The 13,437-nt window shown below is 60.9% G+C and carries 14 protein-coding genes; 4 read left to right on the top strand and 10 right to left on the bottom strand.

Annotated elements, in window-relative coordinates; genetic code table 11:
• Positions 1 to 101: 101 nt before the first annotated feature.
• The 5 genes from fkpB to murJ all read right to left on the bottom strand — a co-directional run bounded on the left by fkpB (position 102) and on the right by murJ (position 6,500).
• Complete coding sequence (fkpB, locus tag J3P94_RS04805; RefSeq protein WP_434571725.1) at positions 102 to 539, bottom strand: FKBP-type peptidyl-prolyl cis-trans isomerase; 438 nt, start codon at positions 537 to 539, stop codon at positions 102 to 104.
• Complete coding sequence (gene lspA, locus J3P94_RS04800; RefSeq protein ID WP_434571723.1) at positions 532 to 1,056, bottom strand: signal peptidase II; 525 nt, start codon at positions 1,054 to 1,056, stop codon at positions 532 to 534. Before lspA ends, fkpB begins: the two co-directional genes overlap by 8 nt.
• Positions 1,049 to 3,880 carry an isoleucine--tRNA ligase gene (ileS, locus tag J3P94_RS04795; protein ID WP_434571721.1) on the bottom strand — a complete coding sequence of 944 codons (2,832 nt, stop codon included), beginning with the start codon at positions 3,878 to 3,880 and terminating at the stop codon, positions 1,049 to 1,051. Before ileS ends, lspA begins: the two co-directional genes overlap by 8 nt.
• A 13-nt stretch (positions 3,881 to 3,893) precedes the next feature.
• Positions 3,894 to 4,832, bottom strand: a complete 939-nt coding sequence (gene ribF / locus J3P94_RS04790; RefSeq protein WP_039593898.1) for a bifunctional riboflavin kinase/FAD synthetase — start codon at positions 4,830 to 4,832, stop codon at positions 3,894 to 3,896.
• Between the two features lie 129 nt (positions 4,833 to 4,961).
• Positions 4,962 to 6,500, bottom strand: coding sequence for a murein biosynthesis integral membrane protein MurJ (gene murJ, locus J3P94_RS04785; protein ID WP_434571719.1), 1,539 nt, complete (start codon positions 6,498 to 6,500; stop codon positions 4,962 to 4,964).
• A gap of 254 nt (positions 6,501 to 6,754) precedes the next feature.
• Between murJ and rpsT the strand changes: the two genes are divergently transcribed.
• Positions 6,755 to 7,033 carry a 30S ribosomal protein S20 gene (gene rpsT, locus J3P94_RS04780; protein WP_020798646.1) on the top strand — a complete coding sequence of 93 codons (279 nt, stop codon included), beginning with the start codon at positions 6,755 to 6,757 and terminating at the stop codon, positions 7,031 to 7,033.
• A gap of 187 nt (positions 7,034 to 7,220) precedes the next feature.
• Here rpsT and J3P94_RS04775 read toward each other — a convergent pair whose 3' ends face one another.
• The 5 genes from J3P94_RS04775 to rplU form a co-directional block, all read right to left on the bottom strand.
• On the bottom strand, positions 7,221 to 7,685 hold the full coding sequence (locus J3P94_RS04775; RefSeq protein WP_305498707.1) for a CreA family protein: 465 nt from the start codon (positions 7,683 to 7,685) through the stop codon (positions 7,221 to 7,223).
• 9 nt (positions 7,686 to 7,694) lie between these two features.
• Positions 7,695 to 8,813, bottom strand: coding sequence for a glutamate 5-kinase (gene proB / locus J3P94_RS04770; protein ID WP_305498706.1), 1,119 nt, complete (start codon positions 8,811 to 8,813; stop codon positions 7,695 to 7,697).
• 308 nt (positions 8,814 to 9,121) lie between these two features.
• The gene (gene cgtA / locus J3P94_RS04765; protein ID WP_060740551.1) at positions 9,122 to 10,345 is read right to left on the bottom strand and encodes an Obg family GTPase CgtA; all 1,224 of its coding nucleotides are present in this window, start codon (positions 10,343 to 10,345) and stop codon (positions 9,122 to 9,124) included.
• Between the two features lie 190 nt (positions 10,346 to 10,535).
• Positions 10,536 to 10,793, bottom strand: coding sequence for a 50S ribosomal protein L27 (gene rpmA, locus J3P94_RS04760; RefSeq protein ID WP_003205738.1), 258 nt, complete (start codon positions 10,791 to 10,793; stop codon positions 10,536 to 10,538).
• A gap of 35 nt (positions 10,794 to 10,828) precedes the next feature.
• Positions 10,829 to 11,143, bottom strand: coding sequence for a 50S ribosomal protein L21 (gene rplU, locus J3P94_RS04755; protein ID WP_003176051.1), 315 nt, complete (start codon positions 11,141 to 11,143; stop codon positions 10,829 to 10,831).
• Positions 11,144 to 11,382: 239 nt separating this feature from the next.
• On the opposite strand from rplU, the gene J3P94_RS04750 reads away from it, so the two are divergent.
• From J3P94_RS04750 to J3P94_RS04740, 3 genes are all read left to right on the top strand, one after another.
• A complete protein-coding gene (locus J3P94_RS04750; protein WP_305498703.1) occupies positions 11,383 to 12,351 on the top strand; it encodes a polyprenyl synthetase family protein in 969 nt (322 codons plus the stop codon).
• Positions 12,352 to 12,575: 224 nt separating this feature from the next.
• Positions 12,576 to 12,917, top strand: a complete 342-nt coding sequence (locus J3P94_RS04745; RefSeq protein WP_030140290.1) for a zinc ribbon domain-containing protein YjdM — start codon at positions 12,576 to 12,578, stop codon at positions 12,915 to 12,917.
• 192 nt (positions 12,918 to 13,109) lie between these two features.
• On the top strand, positions 13,110 to 13,367 hold the full coding sequence (locus J3P94_RS04740; protein ID WP_003205743.1) for a PA4570 family protein: 258 nt from the start codon (positions 13,110 to 13,112) through the stop codon (positions 13,365 to 13,367).
• The last annotated feature ends 70 nt before the right edge of the window (positions 13,368 to 13,437 follow it).

The following is a 13,437-nucleotide window of genomic DNA, read 5'->3' as shown; positions in this document are numbered from 1 at the left end:
GCGATGCGGTGGTTCAGTCAACTCGGTGGCGACTGTGACGCAGCCTTCGCGAGCAGGCTCGCTCCCACAGGTATTGTGGGTGCGGTAATTGCTGTTAAACGTTAAACCGCCTTCACTTCAAGGATTTCCACCTCGAAGCTCAAGGTCTTGCCCGCCAGTGGGTGGTTGAAGTCCACGGTCACCTCGGCATCGTCAAAAGCTTTCACCACACCCGGCAGCTCGGCGTTGGCCGCGTCGTTGAAGATCACCAGCAGCCCCTCGGACAGCTCCATGTCCTGGAACTGCGAGCGTGGCATGGTCTGCACGTTTTGCGGGTTGGGCTGACCAAAGGCATTTTCCGGAGGAACCACCACGGTGCGCTTGTCGCCGGCCTTGAAACCGAAGATCGCCGCTTCAAAACCCGGCAGCAGGTTGCCGTCGCCGACCTTGAACACCGCCGGCGCCTTGTCGAACGTGCTGTCGACGGTGTCGCCGTTTTCCAGGTGCAGGGCGAAGTGAAGCTTCACTTCGGTGTTTTGAGCGATACGCTGCTCAGTCATGGACGGCTTCTCCGGTTTTCTTGCTCTTGAACATATCCAGGGCGAGCATCACGGCGCCCACGCTGATGGCACTGTCGGCAATGTTGAATGCCGGGAAGTACCAGCGGTTCTGCCAATGCACCAGGATGAAATCGATCACATGGCCCAAGGCAATCCGGTCGTACAGGTTGCCCAGCGCGCCACCCAGGACCAGCGCCAGCGCCACGGCCAGCCAGGTCTCGTCACGCCCCAGGCGTTTGAGCCAGACCACCAGCACGGCACTGACCACGACGGCGATCAGGGCGAACAGCCAACGCTGCCAGCCCGAACTGTCGGCCAGGAAGCTGAACGCCGCGCCGGTGTTGTAGGCCAGCGTCCAGCTGAAGTAGTCGGGAATGACCACAATCTGCTGGTACATGGTCAAAGAGCTCTCGAAGTAGTACTTGCTGGCCTGGTCGATGACCAGTACCAGCACACTCAACCAGAGCCAGCCCAGCCGTCCGAAACGGCCCGCTGCGTTAGCCGCCACATCAGGCATAGTGGCGAACCTCGCCCGTACCGCTGATGTTGTCGACGCAACGCCCGCAGATTTCCGGATGCTCCGGGTTCACGCCGACGTCTTCGCGGCAGTGCCAGCAACGGGCGCACTTGACGAAGCCCGACTTGACCACCTTGAGCTTCAGGCCGCTTACCTCGGTGACCACCGCATCGGCCGGCGCCTGCACCAGCGGCGCGACGCTGGCGGTCGAGGTGATCAGCACGAAGCGCAGCTCGTTGCCCAGCTTGGCCAGATCGGCACCCAGCGCCTCTTCGGCGTAAAGGGTCACTTCAGCCTGCAGGTTGCCGCCGACAGCCTTGGCCGCCCGCTGGATTTCCATTTCCTTGTTGACCGCCGCCTTGACCGCCATGATCCGGTCCCAATACGCACGGTCCAGCTCGAAGCCCTGCGGCAGTTCGGTCAGGCCTTCGTACCAGGTGTTGAGCATCACCGATTCGTTGCGCTCGCCCGGCAGGTATTCCCACAATTCGTCGGCGGTGAACGCCAGGATCGGCGCGATCCAGCGCACCAGCGCCTCGCTGATGTGGAACAGCGCGGTCTGGCACGAACGGCGCGCCTTGCTGTTGGCGCCGGTGGTGTACTGGCGGTCCTTGATGATGTCGAGGTAGAAACCGCCAAGCTCCTGCACGCAGAAGTTGTGGATCTTCGAGTAGACGTTCCAGAAACGGTATTCACCATAGTGTTCCTGCAATTCGCGTTGCAGCAACAGGGTGCGGTCCACGGCCCAGCGGTCCAGCGCAAGCATGTCTTCGGCCGGCAGCAGGTCGGTGGCCGGGTTGAAACCGGTCAGGTTCGAGAGCAGGAAACGCGCGGTGTTGCGGATCCGCCGGTAGGCGTCCGCGCTGCGCTGCAGGATCTGCTCGGAAACGGCCATCTCGCCGGAATAATCGGTGGACGCGACCCACAGGCGCATGATGTCGGCGCCAAGGGTGTCGTTGACTTTCTGCGGCGCGATCACGTTGCCCAGGGACTTGGACATCTTGCGGCCGGCCTCATCAACGGTGAAACCGTGGGTCAGCAGCTCGCGGTACGGCGCGTGGTTGTCAATGGCGCAACCGGTCAGCAAGGACGAGTGGAACCAGCCACGGTGCTGGTCCGAACCTTCCAGGTACAGGTCGGCGCGCGGGCCGTTCTCGTGGCCCATCGGATGCGAGCCGCGCAACACGTGCCAATGAGTGGTGCCGGAATCGAACCAGACGTCGAGGGTGTCGCTGATCTTGTCGTACAGCGGCGCTTCGTCGCCGAGCAGCTCGGCGGCATCGAGCTTGAACCAGGCTTCGATGCCTTCGGCTTCAACGCGCTTGGCCACTTCTTCCATCAGTTCGACGGTGCGCGGGTGCAGCTCGCCGCTTTCCTTGTTCAGGAAGAACGGGATCGGCACGCCCCAGTTGCGCTGGCGGGAGATGCACCAGTCCGGACGGTTGGCGATCATCGAGTGCAGGCGCGCCTGGCCCCAGGCCGGAACGAATTGGGTCTCTTCGATGGCCTTGAGCGAACGCTGGCGCAGGGTGTCGCCGCTGGTTGGCTGCTTGTCCATGCCGATGAACCACTGCGCGGTCGCGCGGTAGATCAGCGGGGTCTTGTGGCGCCAGCAATGCATGTAGCTGTGTTCGATGACGGTGGTGTGCAGCAGCGCGCCGACTTCGGTCAGTTTGTCGACGATGGCCGGGTTGGCTTTCCAGATGAACTGGCCGCCAAAGAATTCCAGCGACGGCACGTAGACGCCATTGCTCTGCACCGGATTGAGGATGTCATCGTTGACCATGCCGTATTTCTTGCAGGTCACGAAGTCGTCGACGCCATAGGCCGGCGCGGAGTGAACCACGCCAGTGCCGGCGCCCAGCTCCACGTAGTCGGCCAGATACACCGGCGACAGGCGGTCATAAAACGGATGACGGAAGTTGATCAGCTCCAACGCCGAACCTGGCGCGGTGGCAATCACCGAACCTTCCAGGCTGTAGCGGGCCTGGCAGGATTCGACCAGCTCTTCGGCCAGCACCAGCAGTCTGTCGCCGACGTCGACCAGGGCGTAGTTGAATTCCGGATGGACGTTCAGCGCCTGGTTGGCCGGGATGGTCCACGGGGTGGTGGTCCAGATCACGATCGCGGCCGGCTTGGCCAGCTTGCCCAGGCCGAAAGCGGCGGCAAGCTTGTCTTCATCGGCGATCGGGAACGCGACATCGATGGTCGAGGACTTCTTGTTCTCGTACTCGACTTCCGCCTCGGCCAAGGCCGAACCACAGTCGAAGCACCAGTTGACCGGTTTCAGGCCCTTGAACACGAAGCCGCCCTCGACGATTTTCGCCAGGGCACGGATCTCGCCGGCTTCGTTCGCAAAGTCCATGGTCTTGTACGGGTTGGCGAAGTCGCCCAGCACGCCGAGACGGATGAATTCGGACTTCTGCCCTTCGATCTGCTCGGTGGCGTAGGCACGGCACAGCTCGCGGGTCTTGTCGGCGCCCAGGTTCTTGCCGTGGGTGACTTCAACCTTGTGCTCGATCGGCAGGCCGTGGCAGTCCCAGCCCGGGACATACGGCGCGTCAAAACCCGACAGGGTCTTGGAGCGGATGATCATGTCCTTGAGAATCTTGTTCAGCGCGTGACCGATGTGGATGGTGCCGTTGGCGTACGGAGGGCCGTCGTGCAGGACGAACTTCGGACGATCCTTGCCAATTTCGCGCAACTTTCCGTACAGGCCAATGCTGTCCCAACGCTGCAGAATCTGTGGTTCGCGCTGAGGCAGGCCGGCCTTCATTGGGAAGGCGGTGTCCGGAAGGTTTAGCGTGGCTTTATAGTCGGTCATTTAAGGCTCTTCATTAGCGATTGGCGCTGGTTGCGACAAGGGCACGGGCGGCGGCGATATCTGCATGGATCGCCGTCTTGAGCGCCTCCAGAGAGGCAAAACGCTGCTCTTCACGCAGCTTCTGGTGGAAAACCACCGTCAAACGCCGGTCATACAGATCGCCGGCAAAATCCAGAATGTGTACTTCGAGATGGGCCTTGCCATCCCCCTGCACCGTGGGACGTACGCCGATATTGGCGACGCCGGGCCAGGTCTTGCCGTCGATGTCGACACTCACCAGGAACACCCCGGTCAACGGCACACGACGGCGCTTGAGTTGCACGTTGGCCGTCGGTGTGCCCAATTGGCGCGCCAGTTTCTGCCCGTGCAGGATCCGCCCGGCAATCCGGTACGGCCGGCCGAGCAAGCGCTCGGCCAATTCGAAATCCGCCGCCGCCAGGGCATTGCGGACCTGGGTGCTGCTGACGCGCAGACCGTCCATTTCGACGGTCTGTGCCGCTTCGACGGTGAATCCCTGGGCGATGCCGGCCTGTTGCAGGTAATCGAAATCCCCTGCCCGGTCGCAGCCGAAACGGAAATCGTCGCCGACTTCCAGATGCTTTACGTCGAGACCGTCCACCAGGATGGTATCGACGAACTCAGCGGCGCTGAGCTGGCTCAGGCGCTGGTTGAAAGCCAGGCAGAGGACCCGATCGACGCCTTCGGCGGCCAGCAGTTGCAGTTTGTCACGCAACCGGGCCAGACGCGCCGGAGCGGTGTCCGGAGCGAAGAACTCCCGGGGCTGCGGCTCGAAGATCACCACGCAGCTGGGCAGGCCCAACTCCAGCGCACGCTCGCGCAGCCGCGCCAGGATAGCCTGGTGGCCACGGTGAACACCGTCGAAGTTGCCAATAGTGGCGACACAGCCCCGATGCCGGGGACGCAGGTTGTGGAGGCCTCGAACCAGCTGCATAACGCGCTTCTTGCTCATAAAGTGGCCGATTATAACCACACCCGGCGGTCGGCGACAGGCAACACCGTAACCCAAAGTGATCGAACCGACAAAACCGCCGTCCGGCGCGGGATTATCGAAGGTAACCGTTCAGCTCAAGGCCTTGCGATTGAAGTCGCGCAGACGGAATCCCATTAGCAGCAACATGCCGAAATAAGCCACCACGCCGGCCACGACCAGCACGCCCAGGCGCAGGAAACGCTCGAGCATCTGCCCTTCGCCCCAGGCCGGCATGAAATGCATCCCCGCCAGCAACACCGCCGACATCACCGCCACGGCGACCAGCAGCTTGAGGCCGAACCTGGCCCAGCCGGGCTGCGGCTGATACATCTCCTGTTTGCGCAGCTGGTAGAACAGCAGCCCGGCGTTGAGGCAGGCACCGGCGCTGATCGCCAGGGCCAGGCCGGCATGGGCCAGGGGTCCGATGAGCAGCAGGTTGAACAGCTGGGTCATCACCAAGGTGAAGATGGCGATCTTCACCGGCGTGCGGATGTTCTGCTGGGCGTAGAAACCCGGCGCCAAGACCTTGATTACAATGATTCCAAGCAAGCCCACCGAATAGGCGATCAGCGCGCGCTGGGTCATCAAGGCATCAAACGCATTGAACTGGCCATACTGGAACAGCGAAACCGTCAGCGGCTCGGCAAGGATCCCCAGCGCCAGCGCACAAGGCAGGACCAGCACGAAGCACAGGCGCAGGCCCCAATCGAGGATGCGCGAGTATTCATGACGGTCCTGGCTGGCGTAGGTCTTGGCCAGGGTAGGCAGCAGAATCGTGCCCAGCGCCACGCCCAGTACGCCGGAAGGCAGCTCCATCAAGCGGTCGGCGTAGTACATCCACGAGACCGAACCGGCCACCAGGAACGAGGCGAAAATAGTGTTGATGATCAGGGAAATCTGGCTCACCGATACCCCGAGAATGGCCGGCAGCATCTGCTTCATGACGCGCCACACGCCACTGTCGCGCAAGTTCAGGCGCGGCAGTACCAGCATGCCGATTTTTTTCAGGTGGGGCAGTTGATAGAGCAATTGCGCCAGGCCGCCGACCAGCACCGCCCAACCCAGGGCCATCACCGGCGGATCGAAATACGGCGTCAGGAACAGCGCGAACACGATCATGCTGACATTGAGCAGCGTCGGCACGAAGGCCGGCACCGAGAAGCGGTTCCAGGTATTGAGGATCGCCCCGGCCAGCGATGACAGGGAAATCAGCAATATATAAGGAAAGGTCACCCGCAACAGGTCGGAGGTGAGCTGGAATTTTTCCGGCGTGTCGGTGAAACCTGGCGCGGTGGCCCAGATCACCCAAGGCGCGGCGAGCATGCCGGCCGCGGTGACCAGCGCCAGCACCAGCGTGAGCAAACCGGTCACATAAGCGATGAAAGTGCGGGTCGCCTCGTCGCCCTTCTGGCTTTTGTATTCAGCCAGGATCGGCACGAAGGCCTGGGAAAAGGCCCCTTCGGCGAAGATCCGCCGCAGCAGGTTTGGCAGCTTGAAGGCGATGAAGAAGGCGTCGGTGGCCATTCCGGCACCGAATATCCGCGCGATCAGCGTATCGCGAACGAATCCCAGAATCCGGGAAAGCATCGTGATAGAGCTGACGGCAGCCAACGATTTGAGCAGATTCATGAAAAGAGTTTGTGCCTGTCGATAAACAGCAGGCGAACAACGCGCCCACTTGTGCGATACTTCGCGCCGCTAAACAGCACAGCGCCAAAGCCCGCGAGTTTACAGGTCGCACGCCGGAAAGAAATCATTCGGTGCGCCGCACCTGCCATTCAGCGGAACGTGTCACCCGCCCTTGACAACACGTCAACTCATCGGCATGATTCGCGGCCTATTTTGTTTGCTATTTCCTAAAAAGTCTTTCGAGGAGCTCGACGGTGGCCAACTCACCTTCCGCCAAAAAACGTGCAAAACAGGCTGAGAAGCGTCGCAGCCACAACGCCAGCCTGCGTTCCATGGTCCGTACCTACATCAAAAACGTAGTCAAGGCCATCGACGCAAAAGACGCTGAAAAAGCACAAGCTGCTTACGTTCTGGCTGTGCCAGTTATCGACCGCATGGCCGATAAAGGCATCATCCACAAGAACAAGGCTGCTCGCCATAAGAGCCGCCTGAATGGCCACGTAAAGGCCTTGAACGTTGCCGCTGCTGCCTAAGCGACGCGCTCGTTAAAAAACCGACCCCAGGGTCGGTTTTTTATTGCCTGGGATTTAATCAGGTGCACCACTCAATTCAGAACTGTGGGAGCGAGCCTGCTCGCGAATACGGTGTGCCAGACGGCATCAATGTCACTGGCAGACCGCATTCGCGAGCAGGCTCGCTCCCACAGTGGTTTTTGCGTGGTTATTGAGCCTTGGCCCACGGCAGGATCGGAATCGCCGTCACCGCATTCTGCGGGCTACCCTCGATCACACGGTCGCTATAGACCAGGTACACCAGCGTATTGCGCTTCTTGTCGAGAAAACGCACCACCTGCATGGTCTTGAACACCAGCGAGGTGCGCTCCCGAAAGACCTCCTCGCCATCCTTGAGCTCGCCCTTGAAGCTGATCGGCCCGACCTGGCGGCAGGCGATGGACGCCTCGGCGCGATCTTCGGCCAGCCCCAGGCCACCTTTTACGCCGCCGGTCTTGGCCCGCGACAGATAGCAGGTCACGCCATCGACCCTGGGATCATCGAACGCCTCGACCACGATCCGGTCGTTTGGCCCGACAAACTTGAACACCGTGGACACCTGCCCGATTTCCTCGGCAGAGGCCAACAGCGGCAGCGCCACCAGCAAGCCGATCAATCCTTTTGCCAAACCCATGATTTTTCCTTAGACGAGGATCAGGTTGTCACGGTGAACCAGCTCAGGCTCAGCCATGTAACCCAGCAGACCAACAATCGCATCAGACGATTGGCCGATGATTTTCTGTGCTTCCAGCGCACTGTAGTTGGCCAGGCCCCGGGCAATCTCTCGACCATCCGGCGCTACGCAAACGACCATTTCGCCGCGGCGGAAGCTGCCCTGGACCAGCTTCACGCCTACCGGCAGCAGGCTTTTGTTACCTTGAGACAGCGCCGACACGGCACCGGCGTCCAGCACCAGCGTGCCCCGGGTTTGCAGATGCCCGGCCAGCCACTGTTTGCGCGCCGCCAGCATGCCGCGCTCAGGCGACAGCAGCGTACCGATGCGCTCCCCGGCCTTGAGGCGATCCAGCACCCGCTCCAACCGACCACCGACGATGATGGTATGAGCACCGGAACGGGCCGCCAGACGCGCAGCGCGCAGCTTGGTCTGCATGCCGCCGCGCCCCAGGGCTCCGCCAGTGCCACCCGCCACCGCATCCAGCGCGGGATCGTCGGCTCGGGCTTCGTAGATCAGCTTGGCATCAGGGTTATTGCGCGGATCAGCGTCGAACATGCCGTCGCGATCCGTGAGAATCACCAGCAGGTCGGCTTCCACGAGGTTGGCTACCAGCGCCGCGAGCGTGTCGTTGTCGCCGAAACGGATCTCGTCGGTGACCACCGTGTCGTTCTCGTTGATCACCGGGATGACTTTCAGCTCCACCAACGCTCGCAGCGTGCTACGGGCATTGAGGTAACGCTTGCGGTCGGACAGGTCGTCGTGGGTCAGCAGGATCTGCGCCGTGTGGCGATCATGCTCGGCAAAGCTCGACTCCCACGCCTGCACCAGGCCCATCTGGCCAATGGCGGCAGCGGCCTGCAGTTCGTGCATCGCGCTGGGTCGCGACGTCCAGCCCAAACGGCTCATGCCGGCCGCCACGGCACCCGAGGAGACCAGTACCAGCTCGACGCCCGCCTCATGCAGGGCCACCATCTGCTCGACCCACACCGCCATCGCCTGGCGATCCAGGCCCTTGCCATCCGCCGTCAGCAGTGCGCTGCCGATCTTCACGACCCAGCGTTGCGCACCCGTCACCTTGCTCCGCATTTTCTTCAACCTTTGCCAGCGAACAGCGCGACCCAGCGCCACTCATGGGATTATTCGTATTTGCGTTTTTCAGATACCAAAACGCCGCTCGAATGAGCGGCGCCTTGAAAACCGGCCGACTGCGATGATAACACCGCGCCGAAACACTTGAACCTGCTCCCCATGCCAGCTACCCGAGAAACCTTGTGGGAGCGAGCCTGCTCGCGATGGCATAGGGTCAGCAGCATGAATGCAAACTGACACACCGCCTTCGCGAGCAGGCTCGCTCCCACAGGTTCTGATCTCAAGCGGCCTGCATCAGCACCAGATCAGTCGCGAACGTAGATGATTTCCGGACCGTCTTCGTCATCCACATCCTCTTCGTCCCAATCGTCGTCACCGATGTCATGGACCGACTTGACGCCGCTGCGGCGCAGGGCACGCTGGTCATCCAGCGCCTGCAACTGGGCGCGCGCCTCGTCTTCGATGCGCTGGTCGAGCTCGGCCAGTTCTTCCTTGTAGGCCGGATCATTGGCCAGGCGATCAGCACGATCTTCCAGGTAGCGCATGATGTCGTGGCAAAGGCGCTCGGTGCCTTCCTTGGCAATGGCCGAGATCACGTAGACCGGACCTTCCCACTCCAGGCGATCGACGATTTCCTTGACCCGCTCTTCGTGCTCTTCTTCGAGGATCTGGTCGCACTTGTTCAGCACCAGCCAACGGTCGCGCTCGGCCAGGGCCGGGCTGAATTTGGTCAGCTCGTTGACGATGACCTCGGCGGCATCGGCGGCATCGGTTTCATCCAGCGGCGCCATGTCGACGAGGTGCAGCAACAGACGGGTGCGGGACAAATGCTTGAGGAAACGAATCCCCAGGCCAGCACCTTCGGACGCACCTTCGATCAACCCCGGAATGTCGGCGATCACAAAACTTTTCCAGCGATCGACACTGACCACGCCCAGGTTCGGCACCAGGGTGGTGAACGGGTAATCGGCGACTTTCGGCTTGGCCGCCGACACCGAGCGAATGAACGTACTCTTACCTGCGTTCGGCAGGCCCAGCAGACCGACGTCGGCCAGCACTTTCATTTCCAGCTTCAGGTCACGCTGCTCGCCTGGCTTGCCCGGCGTAGTCTGGCGCGGCGCGCGGTTGGTACTGGATTTGAAGCGGGTGTTACCCAGACCGTGCCAGCCGCCATGAGCCACCAGCAGGCGCTGGCCGGCCTTGGTCAGGTCGCCGATGACTTCCTGGGTGGCGGAGTCGATCACTGTGGTACCGACCGGCACACGCAGGATCAGGTCTTCGCCCTTCTTGCCGGTGCAGTCGGTGCTGCCGCCGTTGGAACCACGCTCGGCATCGAAATGCCGGGTGTAACGGTAATCCACCAAGGTGTTGAGGTTTTCATCGGCGAGCATGTAGATCGAGCCGCCATCGCCCCCGTCACCACCGTTCGGACCACCGTTTTCAATGAATTTTTCCCGACGGAAACTCATGCAACCATTGCCGCCGTCGCCAGCCTTTACTCGAATCGATACTTCATCAACAAACTTCATGACACACGCCTCTCGCCGTACGGACGAGCCAAAAAAACAAGACATAAGACTCTTGCAAAAATGAGCGCAGCGACCTGAAAACACGCCCCAACCGCAGCGCCGACAGCCCATACAAACAGTTTTGCAAGAGACTCACCCCACAAACGAAAAAGCCCCGTCGCAAGACAGGGCTTTTCCAGCGGTCTCGCAATTAAGCTGCGATAACGCTTACGTAACGACGACCGAAGGCGCCTTTTACTTCGAACTTGATCACGCCTTCGACTTTAGCGAAGAGGGTGTGATCCTTGCCCATGCCAACGCCGTAGCCAGCGTGGAATTGGGTGCCGCGCTGACGCACGATGATGTTGCCCGCTTTGATAGCCTGGCCGCCATACATCTTCACGCCAAGGCGTTTGGCTTCTGAGTCGCGACCGTTACGGGTACTACCACCAGCTTTTTTGTGTGCCATGAGTTCAATTCTCCTAGTGAGGAATTAGGCTGGAATTAAGCCTGAATACCGGTGATTTTGATCTCGGTGTACCACTGGCGGTGGCCCATACGCTTCATGTGGTGCTTACGACGACGGAACTTGATGATGCGGACTTTATCGTGACGACCTTGGGAGATCACTTCAGCCACAACGGTAGCGCCAGCAACGACTGGAGCGCCGATATTCACGTCGTCGCCATTGGCGACCAACAGAACGCGATCAAAAGTCACGGATTCGCCGGTAGCGATTTCCAGTTTTTCGATCTTCAGGTATTCACCTGGGGCGACCTTGTATTGCTTGCCACCAGTAACAATTACTGCGTACGACATGGTATTTCTCCGATAATCCTGCTCACCCAGCGCTTTATAAGAAGAGGTATTGGCTGGCATGGCTGCATGGGCTGGAAGGCCCGGATGCAATTGCGTAAGGCAGGTGCTGCCCAGGAAGTTCAGGGTGCGCGATTGTACGCAAGCCGGCAGAGCCTTGCAAGTAGCCGTCCATCGCGCCTTGACAGGCCTGGGTGGGGGTCCTAGCATGCCGCGCAACCCTTCTGGAGCGCCTGTCGCTGATGCAACCCCAAGCTTTCTACCGCGCTGTGGCGGACGATTTTAGCGCCGTCGACGGTATCATCAAGAAGCAGCTGACTTCCCGAGTGCCGCTGGTATCTAAAATCGGCGACTACATCACTTCGGCCGGGGGCAAGCGCCTGCGTCCTTTGTTGGTGCTTTTGTGCGGCAAGGCCCTGGGTCGCGAAGGCGACGACATGCGCCTGCTGGCCGCCACCATCGAATTTTTGCACACCGCGACGCTGCTGCATGACGACGTGGTCGACATGTCCGGCATGCGCCGTGGCCGCTCGACCGCCAACGCGATGTGGGGCAACGCCCCAAGCGTACTGGTCGGCGATTTCCTGTATTCGCGCTCGTTCGAAATGATGGTCGAACTGGGCTCGATGCCGGTGATGAAGATTCTGTCCCAGGCCACGCGCATCATCGCCGAAGGCGAAGTGTTGCAGTTGTCCAAGGTCCGCGACGCCAGCACCACTGAAGAAACCTATATGGAAGTCATCCGCGGCAAGACCGCGATGCTCTTCGAAGCCTCGACTCACAGCGCCGCCGCCCTGGCCGGCGCCACCGCCGAGCAGAGCGAAGCCCTGCGCACCTTCGGCGATCACTTGGGCGTGGCGTTCCAACTGGTAGACGACCTGCTGGACTACAAGGGCGACGCCGACACCCTGGGCAAGAACGTCGGTGACGACCTGGCCGAAGGCAAGCCAACCCTGCCGCTGATCTACACCATGCGCGAAGGCACGCCGGAACAGGCCGCGCTGGTCCGCCAGGCGATCCAGAAAGGCGGGATCGAAGATCTGGAAAGCATTCGTGCGGCGGTTGAAGCCTCCGGCTCGCTGGACTACACCGCCACCCTGGCCCGGGACTACGTTGCCCGTGCGATCAAGTGCCTTGACGCCCTGCCGGCCAGCGAATACCGCGACGCGCTGGTGGAACTGAGCGAGTTTGCGGTTGCCCGCACCCATTGATTGCATGAAAACGGCGAGCTTTAGTGGCGAGGGAGCTTGCTCCCGCTCGGCGGCGCAGCCGTCGTAAAACCGGCTGACGCGATCCGCCTGAATGATCAATCGGGGCTGCTTCGCAACCCAGCGGGAGCAAGCTCCCTTGCCACAAAAGCCCCATATCACCCTCCTTGCGACAAAACCCTATACAATGTGCGCCCTTTTGACCTCCTGATACCCAAGGAACCTTAGTGAGCACGTTGCCTCCCTGCCCGAAATGCAATTCCGAATACACCTATGAAGACGGTACTCAACTGGTCTGCCCGGAGTGTGCCCACGAATGGTCCGCCAGCGGCGAAGCTGAAGCGCCGTCCGACGATACGGTGAAAAAAGATTCGGTCGGCAACGTCCTGCAGGACGGCGATACCATCACCGTGATCAAGGACCTCAAGGTCAAGGGCACTTCGCTGGTGGTCAAGGTCGGCACCAAGGTGAAGAATATCCGCCTGTGCGATGGCGACCACGACATCGACTGCAAGATCGACGGCATCGGCCCGATGAAGCTCAAATCCGAGTTCGTCCGGAAGGTCTGAACCTGTCACACGCCCATCCCGCGTCACGCGCGGGATGCTGCTTGGCCCCCTCCGTTTCGCCAGGCCCGCCAGTTGCGGATGACCTGAGCCATCCCAACCCATCGTCAGAAAAACCAGCGTTGCGCCAATAGAGACTTGCTATTTAGCGAATAAGAATTATTCTCATCGAACCCCATCAAGGAGATGAGAACCATGACTTATTTGATCGATGCCTGGCTGGACCGCCCACATCCCTACCTCAGGATCCTGCATCGGGAAACCGGCGAAGTCTGTGCGGTGCTTGAAGAAGAAGCCTTGAACGAGCTGCAGGACCAAGGCGACCTGGACCTCAACAGCCTCAATTCCAGTGAGCCGCTGGTGCTTAAGGAGCTGGTGCGTAACCTGTTCCTGTTCTGCTACGCCCGGGCGTTGCGCCCGACCGGTGATTTCAGTGGCAGGTTCCATGGATGAAGCAGCAAACCCTGTGGGAGCGAGCCGGCTCGCGAAGACGGTAGGTCAGTCGATATCAATGTTCGATGAC

The sequence above is a fragment of the Pseudomonas sp. Z3-8 genome, assembly GCF_051131975.1.
Lineage (GTDB): Bacteria > Pseudomonadota > Gammaproteobacteria > Pseudomonadales > Pseudomonadaceae > Aquipseudomonas.
This window is presented reverse-complemented; position numbering and strand designations above follow the sequence as displayed.

Coding starts and splice junctions, on each gene's coding strand:
- proB (WP_305498706.1), bottom strand. CDS start 8,813: ATGCGGAGCAAGGTGACGGGTGCGCAACGCTGGGTCGTGAAGATCGGC.
- lspA (WP_434571723.1), bottom strand. CDS start 1,056: ATGCCTGATGTGGCGGCTAACGCAGCGGGCCGTTTCGGACGGCTGGGC.
- rpmA (WP_003205738.1), bottom strand. CDS start 10,793: ATGGCACACAAAAAAGCTGGTGGTAGTACCCGTAACGGTCGCGACTCA.
- J3P94_RS04750 (WP_305498703.1), top strand. CDS start 11,383: ATGCAACCCCAAGCTTTCTACCGCGCTGTGGCGGACGATTTTAGCGCC.
- J3P94_RS04740 (WP_003205743.1), top strand. CDS start 13,110: ATGACTTATTTGATCGATGCCTGGCTGGACCGCCCACATCCCTACCTC.
- ribF (WP_039593898.1), bottom strand. CDS start 4,832: ATGCAGCTGGTTCGAGGCCTCCACAACCTGCGTCCCCGGCATCGGGGC.
- ileS (WP_434571721.1), bottom strand. CDS start 3,880: ATGACCGACTATAAAGCCACGCTAAACCTTCCGGACACCGCCTTCCCA.
- fkpB (WP_434571725.1), bottom strand. CDS start 539: ATGACTGAGCAGCGTATCGCTCAAAACACCGAAGTGAAGCTTCACTTC.
- murJ (WP_434571719.1), bottom strand. CDS start 6,500: ATGAATCTGCTCAAATCGTTGGCTGCCGTCAGCTCTATCACGATGCTT.
- rplU (WP_003176051.1), bottom strand. CDS start 11,143: ATGTCGTACGCAGTAATTGTTACTGGTGGCAAGCAATACAAGGTCGCC.
- cgtA (WP_060740551.1), bottom strand. CDS start 10,345: ATGAAGTTTGTTGATGAAGTATCGATTCGAGTAAAGGCTGGCGACGGC.
- J3P94_RS04775 (WP_305498707.1), bottom strand. CDS start 7,685: ATGGGTTTGGCAAAAGGATTGATCGGCTTGCTGGTGGCGCTGCCGCTG.